The 14,784-nt window shown below is 44.2% G+C and carries 15 protein-coding genes and 1 other RNA gene; 6 read left to right on the top strand and 10 right to left on the bottom strand.

Annotated features, from left to right (window positions below; translation table 11 throughout):
- Window positions 1–250: 250 nt before the first annotated feature.
- From MD535_RS08845 to MD535_RS08830, 4 genes are read right to left on the bottom strand one after another with little or no spacing between them, the layout of a single operon-like run.
- Entirely contained in the window at window positions 251–664 is a 414-nt protein-coding gene (locus tag MD535_RS08845; RefSeq protein WP_265674504.1) for a type IV pilus modification PilV family protein, read from the bottom strand.
- Window positions 654–1,916, bottom strand: coding sequence for a hypothetical protein (locus MD535_RS08840; protein WP_265674503.1), 1,263 nt, complete (start codon window positions 1,914–1,916; stop codon window positions 654–656). Before MD535_RS08840 ends, MD535_RS08845 begins: the two co-directional genes overlap by 11 nt.
- Window positions 1,913–2,521, bottom strand: a complete 609-nt coding sequence (locus tag MD535_RS08835) for a hypothetical protein (RefSeq protein WP_265674502.1) — start codon at window positions 2,519–2,521, stop codon at window positions 1,913–1,915. The genes MD535_RS08840 and MD535_RS08835 overlap by 4 nt, the downstream gene beginning before the upstream one ends.
- Complete coding sequence (locus MD535_RS08830) at window positions 2,518–3,030, bottom strand: GspH/FimT family pseudopilin (RefSeq protein ID WP_265674501.1); 513 nt, start codon at window positions 3,028–3,030, stop codon at window positions 2,518–2,520. The genes MD535_RS08835 and MD535_RS08830 overlap by 4 nt, the downstream gene beginning before the upstream one ends.
- Window positions 3,031–3,144: 114 nt before the next feature.
- On the opposite strand from MD535_RS08830, the gene MD535_RS08825 reads away from it, so the two are divergent.
- Entirely contained in the window at window positions 3,145–3,564 is a 420-nt protein-coding gene (locus MD535_RS08825) for a type IV pilin protein (protein ID WP_265674500.1), read from the top strand.
- A gap of 111 nt (window positions 3,565–3,675) precedes the next feature.
- Here the strand turns inward: MD535_RS08825 and dnaJ are convergent, their stop codons facing one another.
- The 4 genes from dnaJ to grpE all read right to left on the bottom strand — a co-directional run bounded on the left by dnaJ (window position 3,676) and on the right by grpE (window position 9,481).
- Complete coding sequence (dnaJ, locus tag MD535_RS08820; protein ID WP_265674499.1) at window positions 3,676–4,812, bottom strand: molecular chaperone DnaJ; 1,137 nt, start codon at window positions 4,810–4,812, stop codon at window positions 3,676–3,678.
- A gap of 332 nt (window positions 4,813–5,144) precedes the next feature.
- The gene (gene dnaK, locus MD535_RS08815) at window positions 5,145–7,052 is read right to left on the bottom strand and encodes a molecular chaperone DnaK (RefSeq protein WP_265674498.1); all 1,908 of its coding nucleotides are present in this window, start codon (window positions 7,050–7,052) and stop codon (window positions 5,145–5,147) included.
- 276 nt (window positions 7,053–7,328) lie between these two features.
- Window positions 7,329–8,603 (bottom strand): dicarboxylate/amino acid:cation symporter, encoded by a 1,275-nt coding sequence (locus tag MD535_RS08810; protein ID WP_265674497.1) that lies wholly within the window; start codon window positions 8,601–8,603, stop codon window positions 7,329–7,331.
- A 275-nt stretch (window positions 8,604–8,878) separates the two neighbouring features.
- Window positions 8,879–9,481 carry a nucleotide exchange factor GrpE gene (gene grpE / locus MD535_RS08805; protein ID WP_265674496.1) on the bottom strand — a complete coding sequence of 201 codons (603 nt, stop codon included), beginning with the start codon at window positions 9,479–9,481 and terminating at the stop codon, window positions 8,879–8,881.
- A gap of 151 nt (window positions 9,482–9,632) precedes the next feature.
- Here grpE and nadK point away from each other — a divergent pair, with 151 nt between their 5' ends.
- The 3 genes from nadK to bamE all read left to right on the top strand — a co-directional run bounded on the left by nadK (window position 9,633) and on the right by bamE (window position 12,876).
- Complete coding sequence (gene nadK, locus MD535_RS08800) at window positions 9,633–10,517, top strand: NAD(+) kinase (protein ID WP_250618310.1); 885 nt, start codon at window positions 9,633–9,635, stop codon at window positions 10,515–10,517.
- 176 nt (window positions 10,518–10,693) lie between these two features.
- Entirely contained in the window at window positions 10,694–12,358 is a 1,665-nt protein-coding gene (gene recN / locus MD535_RS08795; RefSeq protein ID WP_265674495.1) for a DNA repair protein RecN, read from the top strand.
- Window positions 12,359–12,516: 158 nt separating this feature from the next.
- Window positions 12,517–12,876 (top strand): outer membrane protein assembly factor BamE, encoded by a 360-nt coding sequence (gene bamE, locus MD535_RS08790; protein WP_265674494.1) that lies wholly within the window; start codon window positions 12,517–12,519, stop codon window positions 12,874–12,876.
- 52 nt (window positions 12,877–12,928) lie between these two features.
- On the opposite strand, the gene MD535_RS08785 is transcribed toward bamE, so the two are convergent.
- Together MD535_RS08785 and MD535_RS08780 are read right to left on the bottom strand one after the other, a co-directional pair.
- Window positions 12,929–13,237, bottom strand: coding sequence for an RnfH family protein (locus tag MD535_RS08785; RefSeq protein ID WP_265674493.1), 309 nt, complete (start codon window positions 13,235–13,237; stop codon window positions 12,929–12,931).
- 1 nt (window position 13,238) lies between these two features.
- Window positions 13,239–13,667 carry an SRPBCC family protein gene (locus MD535_RS08780; protein WP_265674492.1) on the bottom strand — a complete coding sequence of 143 codons (429 nt, stop codon included), beginning with the start codon at window positions 13,665–13,667 and terminating at the stop codon, window positions 13,239–13,241.
- Between the two features lie 175 nt (window positions 13,668–13,842).
- Between MD535_RS08780 and smpB the strand changes: the two genes are divergently transcribed.
- On the top strand, window positions 13,843–14,328 hold the full coding sequence (smpB, locus tag MD535_RS08775) for an SsrA-binding protein SmpB (RefSeq protein ID WP_265674491.1): 486 nt from the start codon (window positions 13,843–13,845) through the stop codon (window positions 14,326–14,328).
- A gap of 68 nt (window positions 14,329–14,396) precedes the next feature.
- Window positions 14,397–14,763: a transfer-messenger RNA gene (gene ssrA / locus MD535_RS08770) on the top strand.
- The last annotated feature ends 21 nt before the right edge of the window (window positions 14,764–14,784 follow it).

The raw sequence follows: 14,784 nt of genomic DNA, 5'->3' as shown, positions 1-14,784 counted from the left end.
AGACTTATTTTGCAAAAAACACCCGAACAAGTAACAGAAAAACAACATAGAAGTACACATATCCAAAACATTCCACTAACTAGCACGCAAAGTTCCCGATTATATAAGCATAGTGTATAAATCCATCACATCGGACGGGCAATGCGTCACACACCTTTATTCATTAAAGTGATGAGCGGTAGGGGGGATAGTTCAAGTAAAAGAAGTGCGGTAACCATGTTAATTGATGACCCGTTGACCTTAGCCGGTATCAATCAAATTCACTGTAATTGGAGAATTGACTTTGTAAGGAGAGCGTCTGCGTCTGCCCAAATCGATCGGGCCAACTGACGACGACTTCGACAGCTTTGATACTGCTCGAAAAAGGAACGGCCGACACCGTCCATTCAACAACAAATGGCGAATGAGTCAAATCTTCACCATCCACAAGATCCGTGACAAAATCGGCAACATCCATGGTGGACGATGCGGGATCTGCGCCTCGGGTACTAAACCACTCTAAACGTGCTTCGGCAAGCCCCAACGCCTGAATGCCTTGGGCGGCATAATCAGATTTCTGCTCGATGTAGGTCTGCATTTTCACTAACCCTAATGCGCCAACACCTATCAAGCAAAAAGCGATCATGACTTCAATCAGGCTAAAACCTTGTTGTTTAGAAGTCACGCCATGAACCCTTTTTCCATGTGGTAGAGGTTAGCCCCTGACGCGCATGATCAATCACGTCGCGATTATAGTTGAAGGCTAAAGAGTTATTAAAAATAGCCACTTGCGGATCAGGCGTTTCAAAAAGTTGTCCTCCTGTCACCGTAAACGACCCATGCTGATAATAGGAAGTTCGTTCTCGATACGATAAATCAAAATCATTCGCCACATGATGCAGGTACACGCCAGCCTCAAAGCCTTCCCACTTGGCTAGATCTGGAGAGAAATCTTGATTAAAGTGAAAAAGTATCCCGTTTAAGCTACCTGTCCCCATAATAGAAAATAGCCCTTCATGGACGACAAGCAAGATGCCTTTCGTTTTCGATGATGCTTGCGATAACGCATGCAATTCCGTAGTAGCAATCTCGCAACTGCCTTCCACCCACAATTTGGTGTGACCTTTTTCTATCTCGTCAGTTAACGCCTTACCACAATTCGGCAACGTTTTAATCGTCCCCGGAGCACTTACTGTTCCCTCTAAAACCGTGAAGGCTTCGCTATTTTTCACTTGATCATGATGCTTAACAGGGACATTGAAAAAGGACTCAAACACCTTCAAGTTACTCTCGAATTGAAAGTCACTCTTCAACAACGAATTACTATCACTGGTCATATGTGATGTTGAACAGTCCTTACCTTGATTATCAAAACCATCATAAGGGGGAAAACCATGAACCAGCCCTTTATTATCAATGCTCCCTACTACCTTAAACTCACCATCATATTTAGCGGCGATGCACTCCCAGCCTTTGTCTGACAACTGACCCGGGTCTGGCGTATAAATAGAACTACTACCACGAACGTAGAGATCCGAGGTTGACTGAATTGCGCCGCTAAACGCTTGCAAAGAATGTGTGAACCGTCGGCTCACCTCACGTCGTTGAACCCTTGCTGAAATCACCACTTCGTTATTCATCGGATCAAGAACGATGTTAGGCAAAATATTAGCGTCCGTATCGCAAGCCAAAATTGAGGCCGGAATTGTTCTGGTTATCATATATTGGGCAACCCCACATTCAACTCCCCCTTCAGCGGCCCAATGCGCTTGCCTTGAGGCGATCTCATTTTGCGCTCGCTTAACCTCATAGAATGTACTCTTATGCCCCCCTAACGCGATAACCAAAGCAACGATTAGCAGTAGACTTGTCGTTAACAAAGTCACCATTCCCATCTGCTTGTTCGCGTAAAAGTAGGTGTGAGTATTACTGTTCATTGGCCATTCCTTATCAAGAAACGGCGCTCAATATCCGCGCTAATCATTGGATTTCCAGCGAGCTGAGCGGCCATCGATAAATGAATATATTGTTTACTAATACTGGAACTAGAGACATTAAACGCCTCTACGGAAAAGGATGTCACCGCAATCAAATCATCTTCCAACAGCGACGTACAATTGCTGCCACTAAAATAATTGATGTCAAATATGACCACGGCGCGTTTTCGGCAAATTCGCAGAGACTGCGACGATTGGGAGTAGCGCCATGAGGTATTTTCATACTCTCCACTATCACCTCGATGATCATCCCAATAGGCATACTGGATTTGGCTTCCGTCACTGTTTATATAAATCGTATTCGCCGCGCCAGAAGGGGTGCTAGAACTTCCCAGTTCGCTATAGCCTGCCCGAATAAGATCATTTTGTAACCGTCTTGCTGTTGTCGCCAGTGCTTGACTCAACAACATAGTCTGAGCACGTTCGGAGGTATGCTGTTGAACCATAAGATACACCGACCCAATGGAGCCTATCGCGACAATGCCGATCGTCGACGCCACTAGCATCTCGACTAATGACCCACCTCTCTCTCGAGAAAGGCTCATACTGAACAGTCCCCTACGCCATATTCAGCATCACCAAATTGACAAACCACAATGCGACCCGACGCCGCCGAGGTTTTAATTCTGATACCTGAATTTTGTTGTGAATACGGGCTAATCGTGATCGTCCCAGTTGATAAAACAACACCGGTCAAATTATCAAATTTGATTTGTTTACTATTGTGGTTAAGGTGGAGATGAACGTTTTGATATGGCTGGCCGCTAAGCGCCATGAAGGTCGTACCCGATAAGGAGGGTGAATTGGTCACCAAAATATTCCAGCTTCCATCCTCGGCACCTTGAGGGAGATGATTAAAATGACTCCAAAGAGGTTCATTTCGCATAATGGCTTCGGCCTTGGTTTGCATTAACATCCCGTAGATTTCTGCCGCTGCTCTCTCTACCTTCACTTCCTTCGACAGTCCTGAAAAGCTAGGGGCGACGCTCAGCATGAGTATCATCATAACGAACACGCTAATCATGAGCTCTAGTAGAGTGAATCCGCGAACCATTTCCCAAATCCCAATGAAACCTATCACAACAATCGGATAGGTATTGCAGAAATCCTAGCAGTCACGAACACTATAAATATCAAAAAAATCAGAGCATTGGGCAGAGTTAAAAGAATGAGATGTAAAGTAAGTAACCACTTTCAAATAGGCTTGACCCTGATCGAAATTCTTATCGCTTTAGTCATACTTGGGGTAGTAAGCGCTGTCGCATACCCGACGTATACACAGCAAACGCGCGAAGCGTATCGGATGATTGCGCTGGGTGACATGCTAGAAATGCAACTGGAACTTGAACGACACTACAATGCTGGTTATAACTTTGAGCACATCCTATCTGGAGGAAAATGTGTGGTGTGTGAGTCTGATACCACTCGATACCAATTTACTGTAACCAGTAGCGCGACCGCTGCCTACACCATTACAGCAATAGCCCAACCCTTCAGTAATCAAAGTAAGGATAACTGTTTAGATAGCGATAGGAAAATGAGTTTGAATTCCAAAGGCGTAACCACACCAAATGCTTGTTGGAAATAGCGCTAGCCAGAACCCCCCCCGCGAACACAAGCTTGGGAAAAATAACATAGTATGACTGAAACAAAAAAGCTCGCCACAAGGCGAGCTTCCATAATGCGCTAACAGTAAAGGTTAACTGGTTAGATCATCGAAGAATTTTTTAACACCATTGAAGAAACCTTCTGATTTCGGCTGATGCTTGTTTGCAGCTTCGCCACCACAAGTATCTTCAAATTCGCGTAATAACTCTTTTTGACGCGCACTGAGTTTCACTGGCGTTTCTATCACTAACTTAACGATTAAGTCACCAACACCACCGCCACGAACGCCCTTCACGCCTTTACCGCGCATACGGAACATGCGACTTGTTTGCGTCTCTTCTGGCACTTTTAGGTTAACGCGTCCGTCCAACGTTGGAACTTCCACTTCACCACCTAATGCAGCTTGAGCAAAGCTCACGGGCACTTCACAGTACAAATTGTTGCCTTCACGCTCAAAGATATGGTGCTCTTTAACATGAACTTGTACATAAAGATCGCCCGCAGGTGCGCCTTGCTCACCCGCTTCGCCTTCACCAGATAAACGAATACGGTCACCCGTATCCACACCAGCAGGGATTTTCACATTCAGTGTTTTAGACTTTTGAACACGACCTTGACCATGGCAGCTGTTACAAGGGTCTTTGATGATTTTGCCTTGACCATTACACGTTGGACAGGTTTGTTGTACGGCAAAGAAGCCTTGGCGCATCTGAACTTGACCGTGACCATGACAGGTGCCACACGTTTGAGGCGATGAGCCTTTTTTCGCGCCACTCCCCTCACACGGCTCACACTCAACCAATGTAGGAACTTCAATTTCTTTTGATACACCACGTACCGCTTCTTCTAGAGAAAGCTCCATGTTGTAACGCAGATCTGAACCACGCTGAGCGCGTGATTGACCGCGGCGTCCACCACCGAAAATATCACCAAATACATCACCGAAGATGTCACCGAAATCACCAGCACCGCCGCCGAATCCGCCGCCACCCATGCCGCCTTGTTCGAAAGCTGCATGACCATATTGATCGTACGCTGCTTTCTTTTGAGGATCGGTTAGGATTTCGTACGCTTCTTTTACTTCTTTAAACTTATCCGCAGCCGATTCATCACCTTGGTTTCTATCCGGGTGATACTTCATTGCAAGACGTTTGTAGGTTTTCTTTATATCGCGCTCAGACGCATCACGACCTACACCTAATACTTCGTAAAAATCACGTTTTGACATATTGCTTGGTACCAATTACTTCGACAAACAGCCCAGCGCTGTTTTTGGGTTGTATCATTCTAGATAAAAATTTGGGTCCTGGGTCCTGGGTCCTGGGTCCTGGGTCCTGGGTCCTGGGTCCTGCAGGTTATTGTGACTTCCTTATCTAGAATGACAATATTCACATACATGCGGGCGTGAAGGTTACCCTAAACGCCCGCATAAATCACTTTTCAAGAATCCAAATAATCGAATTCTTTACACTAAGAGGATCTGCCTCGGAATAAAGATGCATCCTTTGCGTTGCAAAATACACATCTCAAACAGGGAGGCTGAACTCCTAGCAACAAGAATTATTTTTTCTCGTCTTTTACTTCTTCGAACTCAGCATCAACAACGTCGTCTTCTTGCTTAGGCTGTTCACCAGCTTCTGCATCAGCACCTTGTGCTTGTTGTTGTGCCATTTCCATTAGTTTTTGTGCCGCAGCCATTAGCGCTTGAACTTTCGTGTCAATCGCTTCTTTGTCATCGCCTTTACGAGCTGTTTCTAGCTCAACGATTGCTGCTTCAATCTTTTCTTTCTCTTCAGCTGGAAGGGCTTCGCCTGCTTCTTCCACTTGCTTACGAGTACCGTGAATCATTTGGTCAGCTTGGTTACGTGCCGCAGCCAATTCTTCGAACTTCTTGTCCGCTTCTTTGTTTGCTTCCGCTTCTTGAACCATTGCTTCGATATCTTCGTCGCTTAGGCCACCAGACGCTTGGATCGTGATTTTTTGCTCTTTGCCAGTTGACTTATCTTTCGCAGATACGTGTAGGATACCATCCGCATCAAGGTCGAAAGTTACTTCGATTTGCGGTGTACCACGTGGTGCTGCTTGGATGCCTTCTAGGTTGAATTGACCTAGAGACTTGTTGTAAGTCGCCTGCTTACGCTCACCTTGTAAAACGTGGATAGTTACCGCGTTTTGGTTGTCTTCTGCTGTAGAGAAAACTTGGTTCGCTTTCGTTGGAATCGTTGTGTTCTTCTCAACAAGCTTCGTCATTACGCCGCCCATTGTCTCGATACCTAGAGAAAGAGGCGTTACATCTAGAAGAAGTACGTCTTTCACGTCACCCGCAAGAACACCACCTTGAACTGCAGCACCCATTGCTACTGCTTCATCAGGGTTTACGTCTTTACGTGGCTCTTTACCGAAGAACTCAGTTACCTTAGCTTGAACCATAGGCATACGAGTTTGACCACCAACTAGAATAACGTCGTTGATGTCGCTTACTGATAGGTCAGCATCCGCAAGAGCAACTTTTAGTGGCTCAAGAGAACGTTGTACTAGGTCTTCAACTAGAGATTCTAGTTTCGCACGAGTCACTTTAACGTTCATGTGCTTAGGACCCGTTGCATCTGCCGTTACGTACGGTAGGTTTACGTCAGTTTGAGAAGTAGAAGAAAGTTCAATTTTCGCTTTCTCTGCTGCTTCTTTAACACGTTGCATTGCTAGAGGGTCAGTTTTAAGGTTAATACCTTGCTCTTTTTTGAATTCATCAACTAGGTAGTTGATTAGACGGTTATCGAAATCTTCACCACCAAGGTGTGTGTCACCGTTAGTTGCTAGTACTTCAAATGTTTTCTCGCCTTCAACTTCATCGATTTCGATGATAGAGATATCAAATGTACCGCCACCAAGGTCATAAACTGCGATAGTGCGATCGCCGCCTTTTTTATCTAGACCGTAAGCAAGAGCAGCTGCAGTCGGTTCGTTGATGATACGTTTAACTTCAAGACCTGCGATACGACCCGCATCTTTTGTTGCTTGACGTTGTGCATCGTTAAAGTAAGCAGGAACAGTGATTACTGCGCCAGTCACTTCTTCACCTAGGAAGTCTTCTGCTGTTTTCTTCATTTTTTTCAGGATTTCAGCAGATACTTGAGGTGCAGCCATTTGTTGGCCTTTCGCTTCAACCCATGCATCACCGTTGTCAGCCTTAACGATTTTGTAAGGCATGATTTCGATATCACGCTGAACTTCTTCATCTTCAAAACGACGACCGATCAGACGCTTAATCGCAAATAGCGTGTTTTCTGGGTTAGTTACTGCTTGACGTTTTGCAGGTTGACCTACAAGAGTTTCACCGTCTGTATAAGCAATAACCGATGCGGTTGTGCGTTCACCTTCCGCGTTTTCAAGTATACGTGGTTTGTCGCCATCTAGAACAGCAACACATGAGTTAGTAGTACCTAAATCAATACCAATGATCTTACCCATCAGACTATCTCCGAATAAATTCTATTATTACGCTTTCTATTGCCCCGACTCGGGGCCTTAGAGCCAGTTGGAAAACTAACTCAAAAAAGGTTTGTTTTCTGTATGAACCATAGATAAGGGCAGCAACGCGCTTTTCAAGGGAAGAGGACAAAAAAAATCGCTTTTTTTCATATTTAAACGAAAACGGAGCACAAAGGCTCCGTTTTTTAACTCGCTTTTCCTGCGACGTCTTTCGCGACGTTGTATTTATCTAAGGCGTTATTCTTATTTACGCGCTTATACTTGGCTTTGAACGGGTGCAGCTTCATTGACTGCTTCCGAGTCAAGCTCACCTTCAGAGTGCGCTACGATAGTATTCACCGCCGTATCACCCACTACATTCGAGCTGGTACAAAACATATCATTGATGCGGTCAACAGCAGCAACAATCGCAAGGCCTTCTGGTGGTAAACCAAGTTGATGAAGTAGAACACCAATCATCACGACACCACCACCAGGTACACCACCTGCGCCAATGGATAGCAACAAGATAGTGAAGCCCATTGTGACTAGGTCTGCCATTTGGATAGGCTGACCAAATGCGTTAGCAATAAAGATAGTCGCAATCGCGATGTAAATGGAAACGCCAGCCATGTTCATGGTCGCGCCTAACGGCACACCAAAACCCGCCACCGACTTAGAAACACCAATTTTATCTGTCAGTGTTCGCATTGTTACCGGGATAGTCGCGTTTGAACTTGCCGTAGATAGCGAGAACAGGACTTGTTCACGAGTTGCACGCATAAACTGGGCAGGCGATACTTTTGTTGTTGCACCAACCATGATTGGATAAACAATGAATATCCATAGAATAAGGATACCGACAACTAACGCAACATAACCAGCAACCGACGCCAATGTACCGGCATCTAGAGTTGCACCAAGCTGAATCATCAGTGCAAATACACCATAAGGCGCCAAGCTCATCACCAAGCCAATCAGCTTCATCATGATATCGTTACCCATCTTAAAGGCACGAATCGCTGGACCACCTTTCTTATCCAGAGCTTGAATGGCTAGACCTGTCAAAATAGCCATAAAGATAATCTGTAGCATGTCGCCATTAGCAAATGCTTGGAAAGGGTTGCTTGGTACGATATTGGTAATCAAAGAGAAGATATCAGGCGTGGTCGTTGATGTTATCTCAACCGTAGCGGCAACGGTTCCACCAAGGTTTGCTCCCGCACCAGGTTGAACAATCATACCAACCGTTAGTGCAAACGTGATTGCTATTACCGTATTTAGAATATAAAGCGCAAAAGTTTTACCGCCTAAACGGCCAAAGGATTTGATGTCTTTTAGTTCCACAATACCGCAAACAATTGACACATAAACCAGTGGTACCACTAGAAGTTTAATTAACGATACAAACATACCGCCAACGCCTTCCGCGAGACCAAGTAAGTATTGGTCAAAAAGACTAACACCAGCGAACAAGTATTGAATTGCCGTACCGATCAGTAGACCGGCAAATAGACCAATAAAGATCTTTTGGGATAGAGGTTTATTCATTCATAGACTCCAGAATGTTGTGTTGATTCCCTGTATTTTTATAGTTATTTGCTTTCTTATTAATAGAAAACTCAGGGCATCTTACAGATCTGAAGTTCAAAATAAAGCATTAATTTTACATTTTGTTACCTCAATGAAACAATACAAAAACCTAATTGATACATGGTTATTGATATTTACAACCAAAAAAAATGAAGCCAAATAGGCTTCATTTCTTTGATATACATAAACTAATAGAGTTTTACGCTCGTCTTAATGATTTGCGTCCCTACTTGTTATTTCGACACCATAACCATGGCAGGTCTGATCACTCGACCATTAAGCTCATAACCTTTTTGCATGACGAACATCACAGTATTTGCTTCATGATCCGCGCTTTCTTGAATAGACATCGCTTGGTGAAGTTCTGGGTTAAACGTCTCGCCTTCAGGGTTAATTTCCTTTAAGCCAAACTTAGCGACCGCATCAACCAGTGTTTTATGAGTCATCTCGACTCCTTCAACGATTGGTTTTACCACCTCATTTTCAGCATCTGCAGCGGCAATCGCACGCTCTAGGTTATCGATTACTGGCAATAACTCTTCCGAGAATTTGTTTAAAGCGAATTTACGTGCTTTATCAATTTCTTGCTCAGTACGACGACGCATGTTTTCCATTTCAGCTTTGGCGCGCAGTACAGAATCTTGCTGCTCTTTAATTTTAGCTTCGCTAGACAACAATGCTGCTTCTAGTTGAGCAATCTTAGCTTCTTGAATATCTCGTTCTGATTCTTCATTCCACTCAACATCAGCGTCAGAACCAACCACGTCTGCATCTTGCATTTCTACGTCTTGCGTATGCAGTTCTTCTTGATTTACTTTGTTTTCTTCGTTGCTCATGGTCTCTCCGCAATACTCGATTCACGTCAATGCATGGTAGCCAAGTGAGAAACTTGGATTAATTTCATACCAAACACTGCATATATAAACACTTTGGGTATATTATGGGGATGAAGATTTTTGATTCAAGCACTAAAAGTTTGGAAGTGATATGAAAAACACCTTTAAGGTGATCGCCATCATAGGTAAACCCCGAGCACAGAAAGCAATTCAGACTCATAAAGAATTGTTTCATTGGCTTACATCAAAAGGCTATAACGTCCTTATTGATGACCGATTGATTGATATTCTTGTCGATATTCCCAGACAGCATTTTTTTAGCCTAGTTCGTATTGGTCGAGAAGCTGACCTCGCTATCGTCGTTGGTGGTGATGGCAATATGCTTGGCGCCGCAAGAGTGCTATCACGCTTTGATGTGGCCGTCATCGGCGTCAACCGTGGTAACTTAGGGTTTCTCACCGATCTCAACCCTGAAGGCTTCGAGCAAGCGTTAGAAGCCGTGTTGCAAGGGGAGTACATCGAAGAAAAGCGTTTCTTGCTTGAAACTGAAATTCACCGCCATGGGCAAATCAAAAGTCACAACGCCGCCCTTAATGAAGCGGTACTTCACCCAGGTCAAGTCGCCCATATGATTGAGTTTGAAGTCTATATCGACGACACGTTTGCATTTAGTCAGCGATCAGATGGCTTGATCGTGGCGACACCAACTGGATCAACCGCTTATTCATTATCCGGCGGCGGGCCAATCCTTTCAGCAAAACTGAATGCCATATCTTTGGTGCCAATGTTCCCTCATACACTTTCAAGCCGCCCACTTGTGGTCGACGGTAATTGCCGAATCAAACTCATTGTTTCGCCAGATAACCGGGGCACTCAAGAGGTCAGTTGTGATGGGCAAATTTCACTGCCTGTGTCACCAGGCGATGAAATACATATTTTTCAAAGCCCTAACGTTTTGAAACTGATCCACCCTAAAGATTACAGCTACTATCATGTTCTGAGAAACAAGCTGGGTTGGTCGAGCAAACTCTTCTAAATCATAGGTTTGACTACCCATTGATTGAGCCAGCAATGTATTGCTGGCTTTTTTGATCGTATTTTCAGCAACCCGCGATTGATCACATAAAAAATTCAGACAGTACCTTTACTGTATAAAGAAACAGTATATACTGAGCTTATATACAGTAATGTTGATATAAACAGGTAAAGAAAATGCTGTCTCATCTAAGTGTTAATAATTTTGCTATCGTAAAATCTCTGCAGTTAGAACTCAGTACGGGAATGACCACCATTACCGGAGAAACTGGTGCAGGTAAATCCATCGCGATTGATGCACTGAGCCTCTGTTTGGGCGGACGTTCAGACGCAGGTGCGGTTCGCAACGGCGAAGATAAAACCGAAGTCACCGCCGCCTTCATGATTGATAATAATGTCCATGCCACCCGCTGGTTAGAAGACAACGATCTCTATGATGGTACCGAATGCATCTTGCGACGAAGCATTACCAAAGAAGGTCGCTCTCGCGCCTTCATTAATGGTAGCCCTGTGCCGTTATCCCAACTTAAATCTTTGGGACAAACGCTTATCAACATTCACGGGCAGCACGCTCACCACCAACTAATGAAAGGCGACTATCAACTTTCATTACTGGACCAATATGCCGGTCATACCACCCTACAAAAACAAGTCCGTAATAGTTATCAAACTTGGCGAAGCGCCGATATTGCATTGAGAAAACTAAAAGAAAACAGTGCCAATAACCAAGCTCAATTGCAGCTGCTTGAGTATCAAATTAAGGAACTCAACGAACTCGCGATTGAAGAGCTAGAATTTCCAGAACTTGAACAAGAGCACAAGCGCTTAGCAAACAGCGGCGAACTTGCGATTTCATGCCAGCAAGCCATTGATATTATTTACGAGGGTGATGATGTCAATGCTCTCGCACTACTGCAAAGTGCTAGCAGCAAACTCATTCAGCTGTCAGAGCTTGATACTACGCTTACACCTTTACCGGCAATGCTTGAAGAAGCAATGATCCAAATTGAAGAGGTGAACGCTGAACTACGTGACTACCTTGATAAAGTCGACGTGGACCCGCAACGCATGGCGTATGTAGAATCACGCTTTTCTAAAATTATGTCGCTCGCTCGCAAGCATCACGTGCTACCTGAGGAGCTTTATCAACATCATCAAAGTTTGCTCAATCAAATTGAGCAGCTCGACTGTTCTGATGAAACAATATCTGCGAAGGAACAAGACGTCAGCGCCCTTTTTGAACACTATGTCCGCATATGCGAGAAACTCAACAAATCTCGCGGTCGTTACGCTAAAGAACTAAACAAGCTGATTTCGCAAAGTATGCACGAGCTCAGCATGGATAAAGCCAAGTTTGCTATTGATGTGAGCTTTCAGCCAGAGCACCCCTCACCAACAGGAATGGATACCGTAATCTTCTTAGTCTCAACTAACCCGGGTCAACCGATGCAGCCTATCGCTAAAGTCGCATCTGGTGGTGAGCTATCACGAATATCATTAGCCATTCAGGTCATTACGGCGCAGAAAGTAGATACACCAAGCCTTATTTTTGATGAAGTGGATGTAGGTATTAGTGGTCCAACTGCGGCGGTTGTTGGACAGATGCTTAGAAAACTAGGGGAATCAACACAAGTCCTGTGTGTCACCCATTTGCCTCAAGTTGCCGGTCATGGACACCACCAACTGTTTGTCACAAAAAATACTAAAGGCAATAAAACTGAAACCAGTATGTACGCGCTAAACGAAAACGAACGAATTAGTGAACTGGCTCGCCTACTTGGTGGTAGCCAAATTACCGAGTCGACGCTAGCAAACGCCAAAGAACTATTGATTGCGGCTTAGAGGGTTAGTTCCCTAAACCAATAGATTTCAACAAGGATTGTAATCTAACTCATAAATCAGCGCTCTTTTTACATAATGAAGCAGACATGTTTTTACATCTGCTTCATCCTTGTTTATTATCTCTGCAGTTTAAAAAATCAAAGTTGTAAATTGACGCTATGCAATTAAAAAAGTGGTTGGCAGCAATACCACTCGCCTTAACATTACTGACAGGCTGCTCGGTAATAGAAAAAATCGTCTACCGTATTGATATTAATCAGGGGAATTTTGTCGAACAAAATGCCGTTGATCAGCTACGCTTTGGCATGACAAGAGAACAGGTTCGCTTTGTTCTTGGCTCACCGATGCTTATCGAAAATGGTTACCCGAATACGTGGTACTACATCTACCACGCAACGAAAGGACATGATGACGCTGTTCAGCGTAATCTTGTTGTCGATTTTGATGCTACTGGCACATTGACGAACATTTCTGGCGACTACGAAGCCAGCGACCAGTTTTTCGAAAGCCTAAATTAATAAAAAAGCTCGCAATGCGAGCTTTTTTATTATCGATTCGTTGACCAGTTCCTCATGCAGACTTGGCAGCTTTAGCCTGCTCAGCTCGCTTGCGGCGGATTTCTTTTGGATCAGCCAGCAATGGACGATAGATCTCTATTCTATCTTTATCTCTTACCGTTGCATCAAGCTTAACGTTACGGCTAAACACCCCGACCTTATTAACCTTAAGATCAATATCAGGGTAAATGTCTAATACGCCAGATTTCTCGATAATTTCTTCAACGGTGAGCTCATGGTTAACCACAATCGTAAAAACACGCTGCTCATCGGGTAAGGCATAAACGACTTCAACGTGAATGAGCGGTTGATCAACGTTCATGCTAGTACACCTCTTTGGCACGCTTGGTAAATGAGTTCACCATATTGCTGGTTACGTCATGGAAAATCTTGCCGAACGCGAGCTCAATCATCTTACTCGAAAACTCAAACTCAAGCTTGAGCTCAACTTTACATGCTTGCTCATCAAGCGGAATAAAAGACCAGACCCCTTTCAACATTTTGAACGGGCCATCGACCAATTCCATCAGTATTTCACGGCCTTGTACCAGCGTATTCGCTGTTGTGAATGTTTTGCTAATGCCTGCTTTCGACACATCAACCGATGCCACCATTTCCATACCAGAAGACTCTATTACACGAGAACCAGAACAACCAGGCAGAAAGTCAGGATAACTGGCAACATCATTCACCAAGTTAAACATCTGGTCAGCACTGAACATTACTAATGCCGAACGCGTCACATGTTGCATAAAAAACATCTCACAATAAAAAGCTAATGGTGATTCTACTGAGTTCTACGAGTTAGCTCAAGTTGACAACTCAACCCAACAAATATATCAAAGCACTAACGACTCATGATACATTTAGCTATCGAAAACAAAAGCCTTTCCTAAAACTCCAGACTCACCTTATAATGGCGCCACTATGGTAAAAAAGAACTCAAAGAATAAAGCGGGTAGTAACACTATCGCGCAAAACAAAAAGGCTCGCCACGAATATCACATTGAAGATGATATCGAAGCTGGTATTGAGCTACAGGGCTGGGAAGTCAAATCACTTCGTCAGGGCAAAGCTAACATCGTCGAAAGCTACATTTTTATCCGCGATGGCCAAGCCTATATCAGTGGTATGTCTATACTCCCGCTAAATCAAGCCTCTACTCATATAGTCGCCGAACCCACACGTGTGCGTAAATTACTTATGCGCCGCCGAGAACTCGACAACCTTATTGGTCGTGTGAATCGCGAAGGTATGACGTTAGTCGCGCTCTCTTTGTATTGGTCTCGTTCTTGGGCGAAACTCAAAGTCGGTGTTGCTAAAGGTAAAAAACTGCACGATAAACGCGAAGATTTAAAAGAAAAAGACTGGGCAAGAGACAAAGCACGCGTTATGAAGAGTAACTTGCGCTAATCTTAACCACTTGAACTTTCAACTACTAGACACGCTTAGCTTTTCTGGTACTATGAAAAATAACACTTGGGGCTGATTTAGGATTCGACAGGAATTTTGAAGTCTGAGGTGCATGCCGTGGGGCGGTTGGCCACGTAAAAAGCCGCAAAAAAATAGTCGCAAACGACGAAAACTACGCACTAGCAGCTTAATAACCTGCTGAGAGCCTCTTTGCCCTAGCTTCCGCTTGTAAGACGGGGAACAACAAAGAGTCAAACCCAAACCAGCTAGATCGGATTCTCCCGCCTGAGAGATGAAGTTCGAAATTTAATTCAGGATAGTCATTTACTAGCGTGTCGGTTCGCAGGTACTTGGTGAATTTAAAGATCGACTAAGCATGTAGTACCAATGATGAATGATTTCTGGACGCGGGTTCAACTCCCGCCAGCTCCACCAATTCAACATCTAAAGACGTCC

This window comes from Vibrio qingdaonensis (assembly GCF_026191675.1).
GTDB classification, from domain to species: Bacteria; Pseudomonadota; Gammaproteobacteria; order Enterobacterales; family Vibrionaceae; genus Vibrio; species Vibrio qingdaonensis.
Note: the sequence above shows the minus strand (reverse complement) of the source record. Positions and strands in the feature narration are given on the sequence as shown.

What these genes read in the sequence shown, in the direction of transcription:
- MD535_RS08840 (WP_265674503.1), bottom strand. Translation starts at nt 1,916, where the DNA reads ATGAACAGTAATACTCACACCTACTTTTACGCGAACAAGCAGATGGGA.
- MD535_RS08835 (WP_265674502.1), bottom strand. Translation starts at nt 2,521, where the DNA reads ATGAGCCTTTCTCGAGAGAGAGGTGGGTCATTAGTCGAGATGCTAGTG.
- MD535_RS08830 (WP_265674501.1), bottom strand. Translation starts at nt 3,030, where the DNA reads ATGGTTCGCGGATTCACTCTACTAGAGCTCATGATTAGCGTGTTCGTT.
- MD535_RS08825 (WP_265674500.1), top strand. Translation starts at nt 3,145, where the DNA reads ATGAGATGTAAAGTAAGTAACCACTTTCAAATAGGCTTGACCCTGATC.
- dnaJ (WP_265674499.1), bottom strand. Translation starts at nt 4,812, where the DNA reads ATGTCAAAACGTGATTTTTACGAAGTATTAGGTGTAGGTCGTGATGCG.
- dnaK (WP_265674498.1), bottom strand. Translation starts at nt 7,052, where the DNA reads ATGGGTAAGATCATTGGTATTGATTTAGGTACTACTAACTCATGTGTT.
- MD535_RS08810 (WP_265674497.1), bottom strand. Translation starts at nt 8,603, where the DNA reads ATGAATAAACCTCTATCCCAAAAGATCTTTATTGGTCTATTTGCCGGT.
- grpE (WP_265674496.1), bottom strand. Translation starts at nt 9,481, where the DNA reads ATGAGCAACGAAGAAAACAAAGTAAATCAAGAAGAACTGCATACGCAA.
- nadK (WP_250618310.1), top strand. Translation starts at nt 9,633, where the DNA reads ATGAAAAACACCTTTAAGGTGATCGCCATCATAGGTAAACCCCGAGCA.
- recN (WP_265674495.1), top strand. Translation starts at nt 10,694, where the DNA reads ATGCTGTCTCATCTAAGTGTTAATAATTTTGCTATCGTAAAATCTCTG.
- bamE (WP_265674494.1), top strand. Translation starts at nt 12,517, where the DNA reads ATGCAATTAAAAAAGTGGTTGGCAGCAATACCACTCGCCTTAACATTA.
- MD535_RS08785 (WP_265674493.1), bottom strand. Translation starts at nt 13,237, where the DNA reads ATGAACGTTGATCAACCGCTCATTCACGTTGAAGTCGTTTATGCCTTA.
- MD535_RS08780 (WP_265674492.1), bottom strand. Translation starts at nt 13,667, where the DNA reads ATGCAACATGTGACGCGTTCGGCATTAGTAATGTTCAGTGCTGACCAG.
- smpB (WP_265674491.1), top strand. Translation starts at nt 13,843, where the DNA reads ATGGTAAAAAAGAACTCAAAGAATAAAGCGGGTAGTAACACTATCGCG.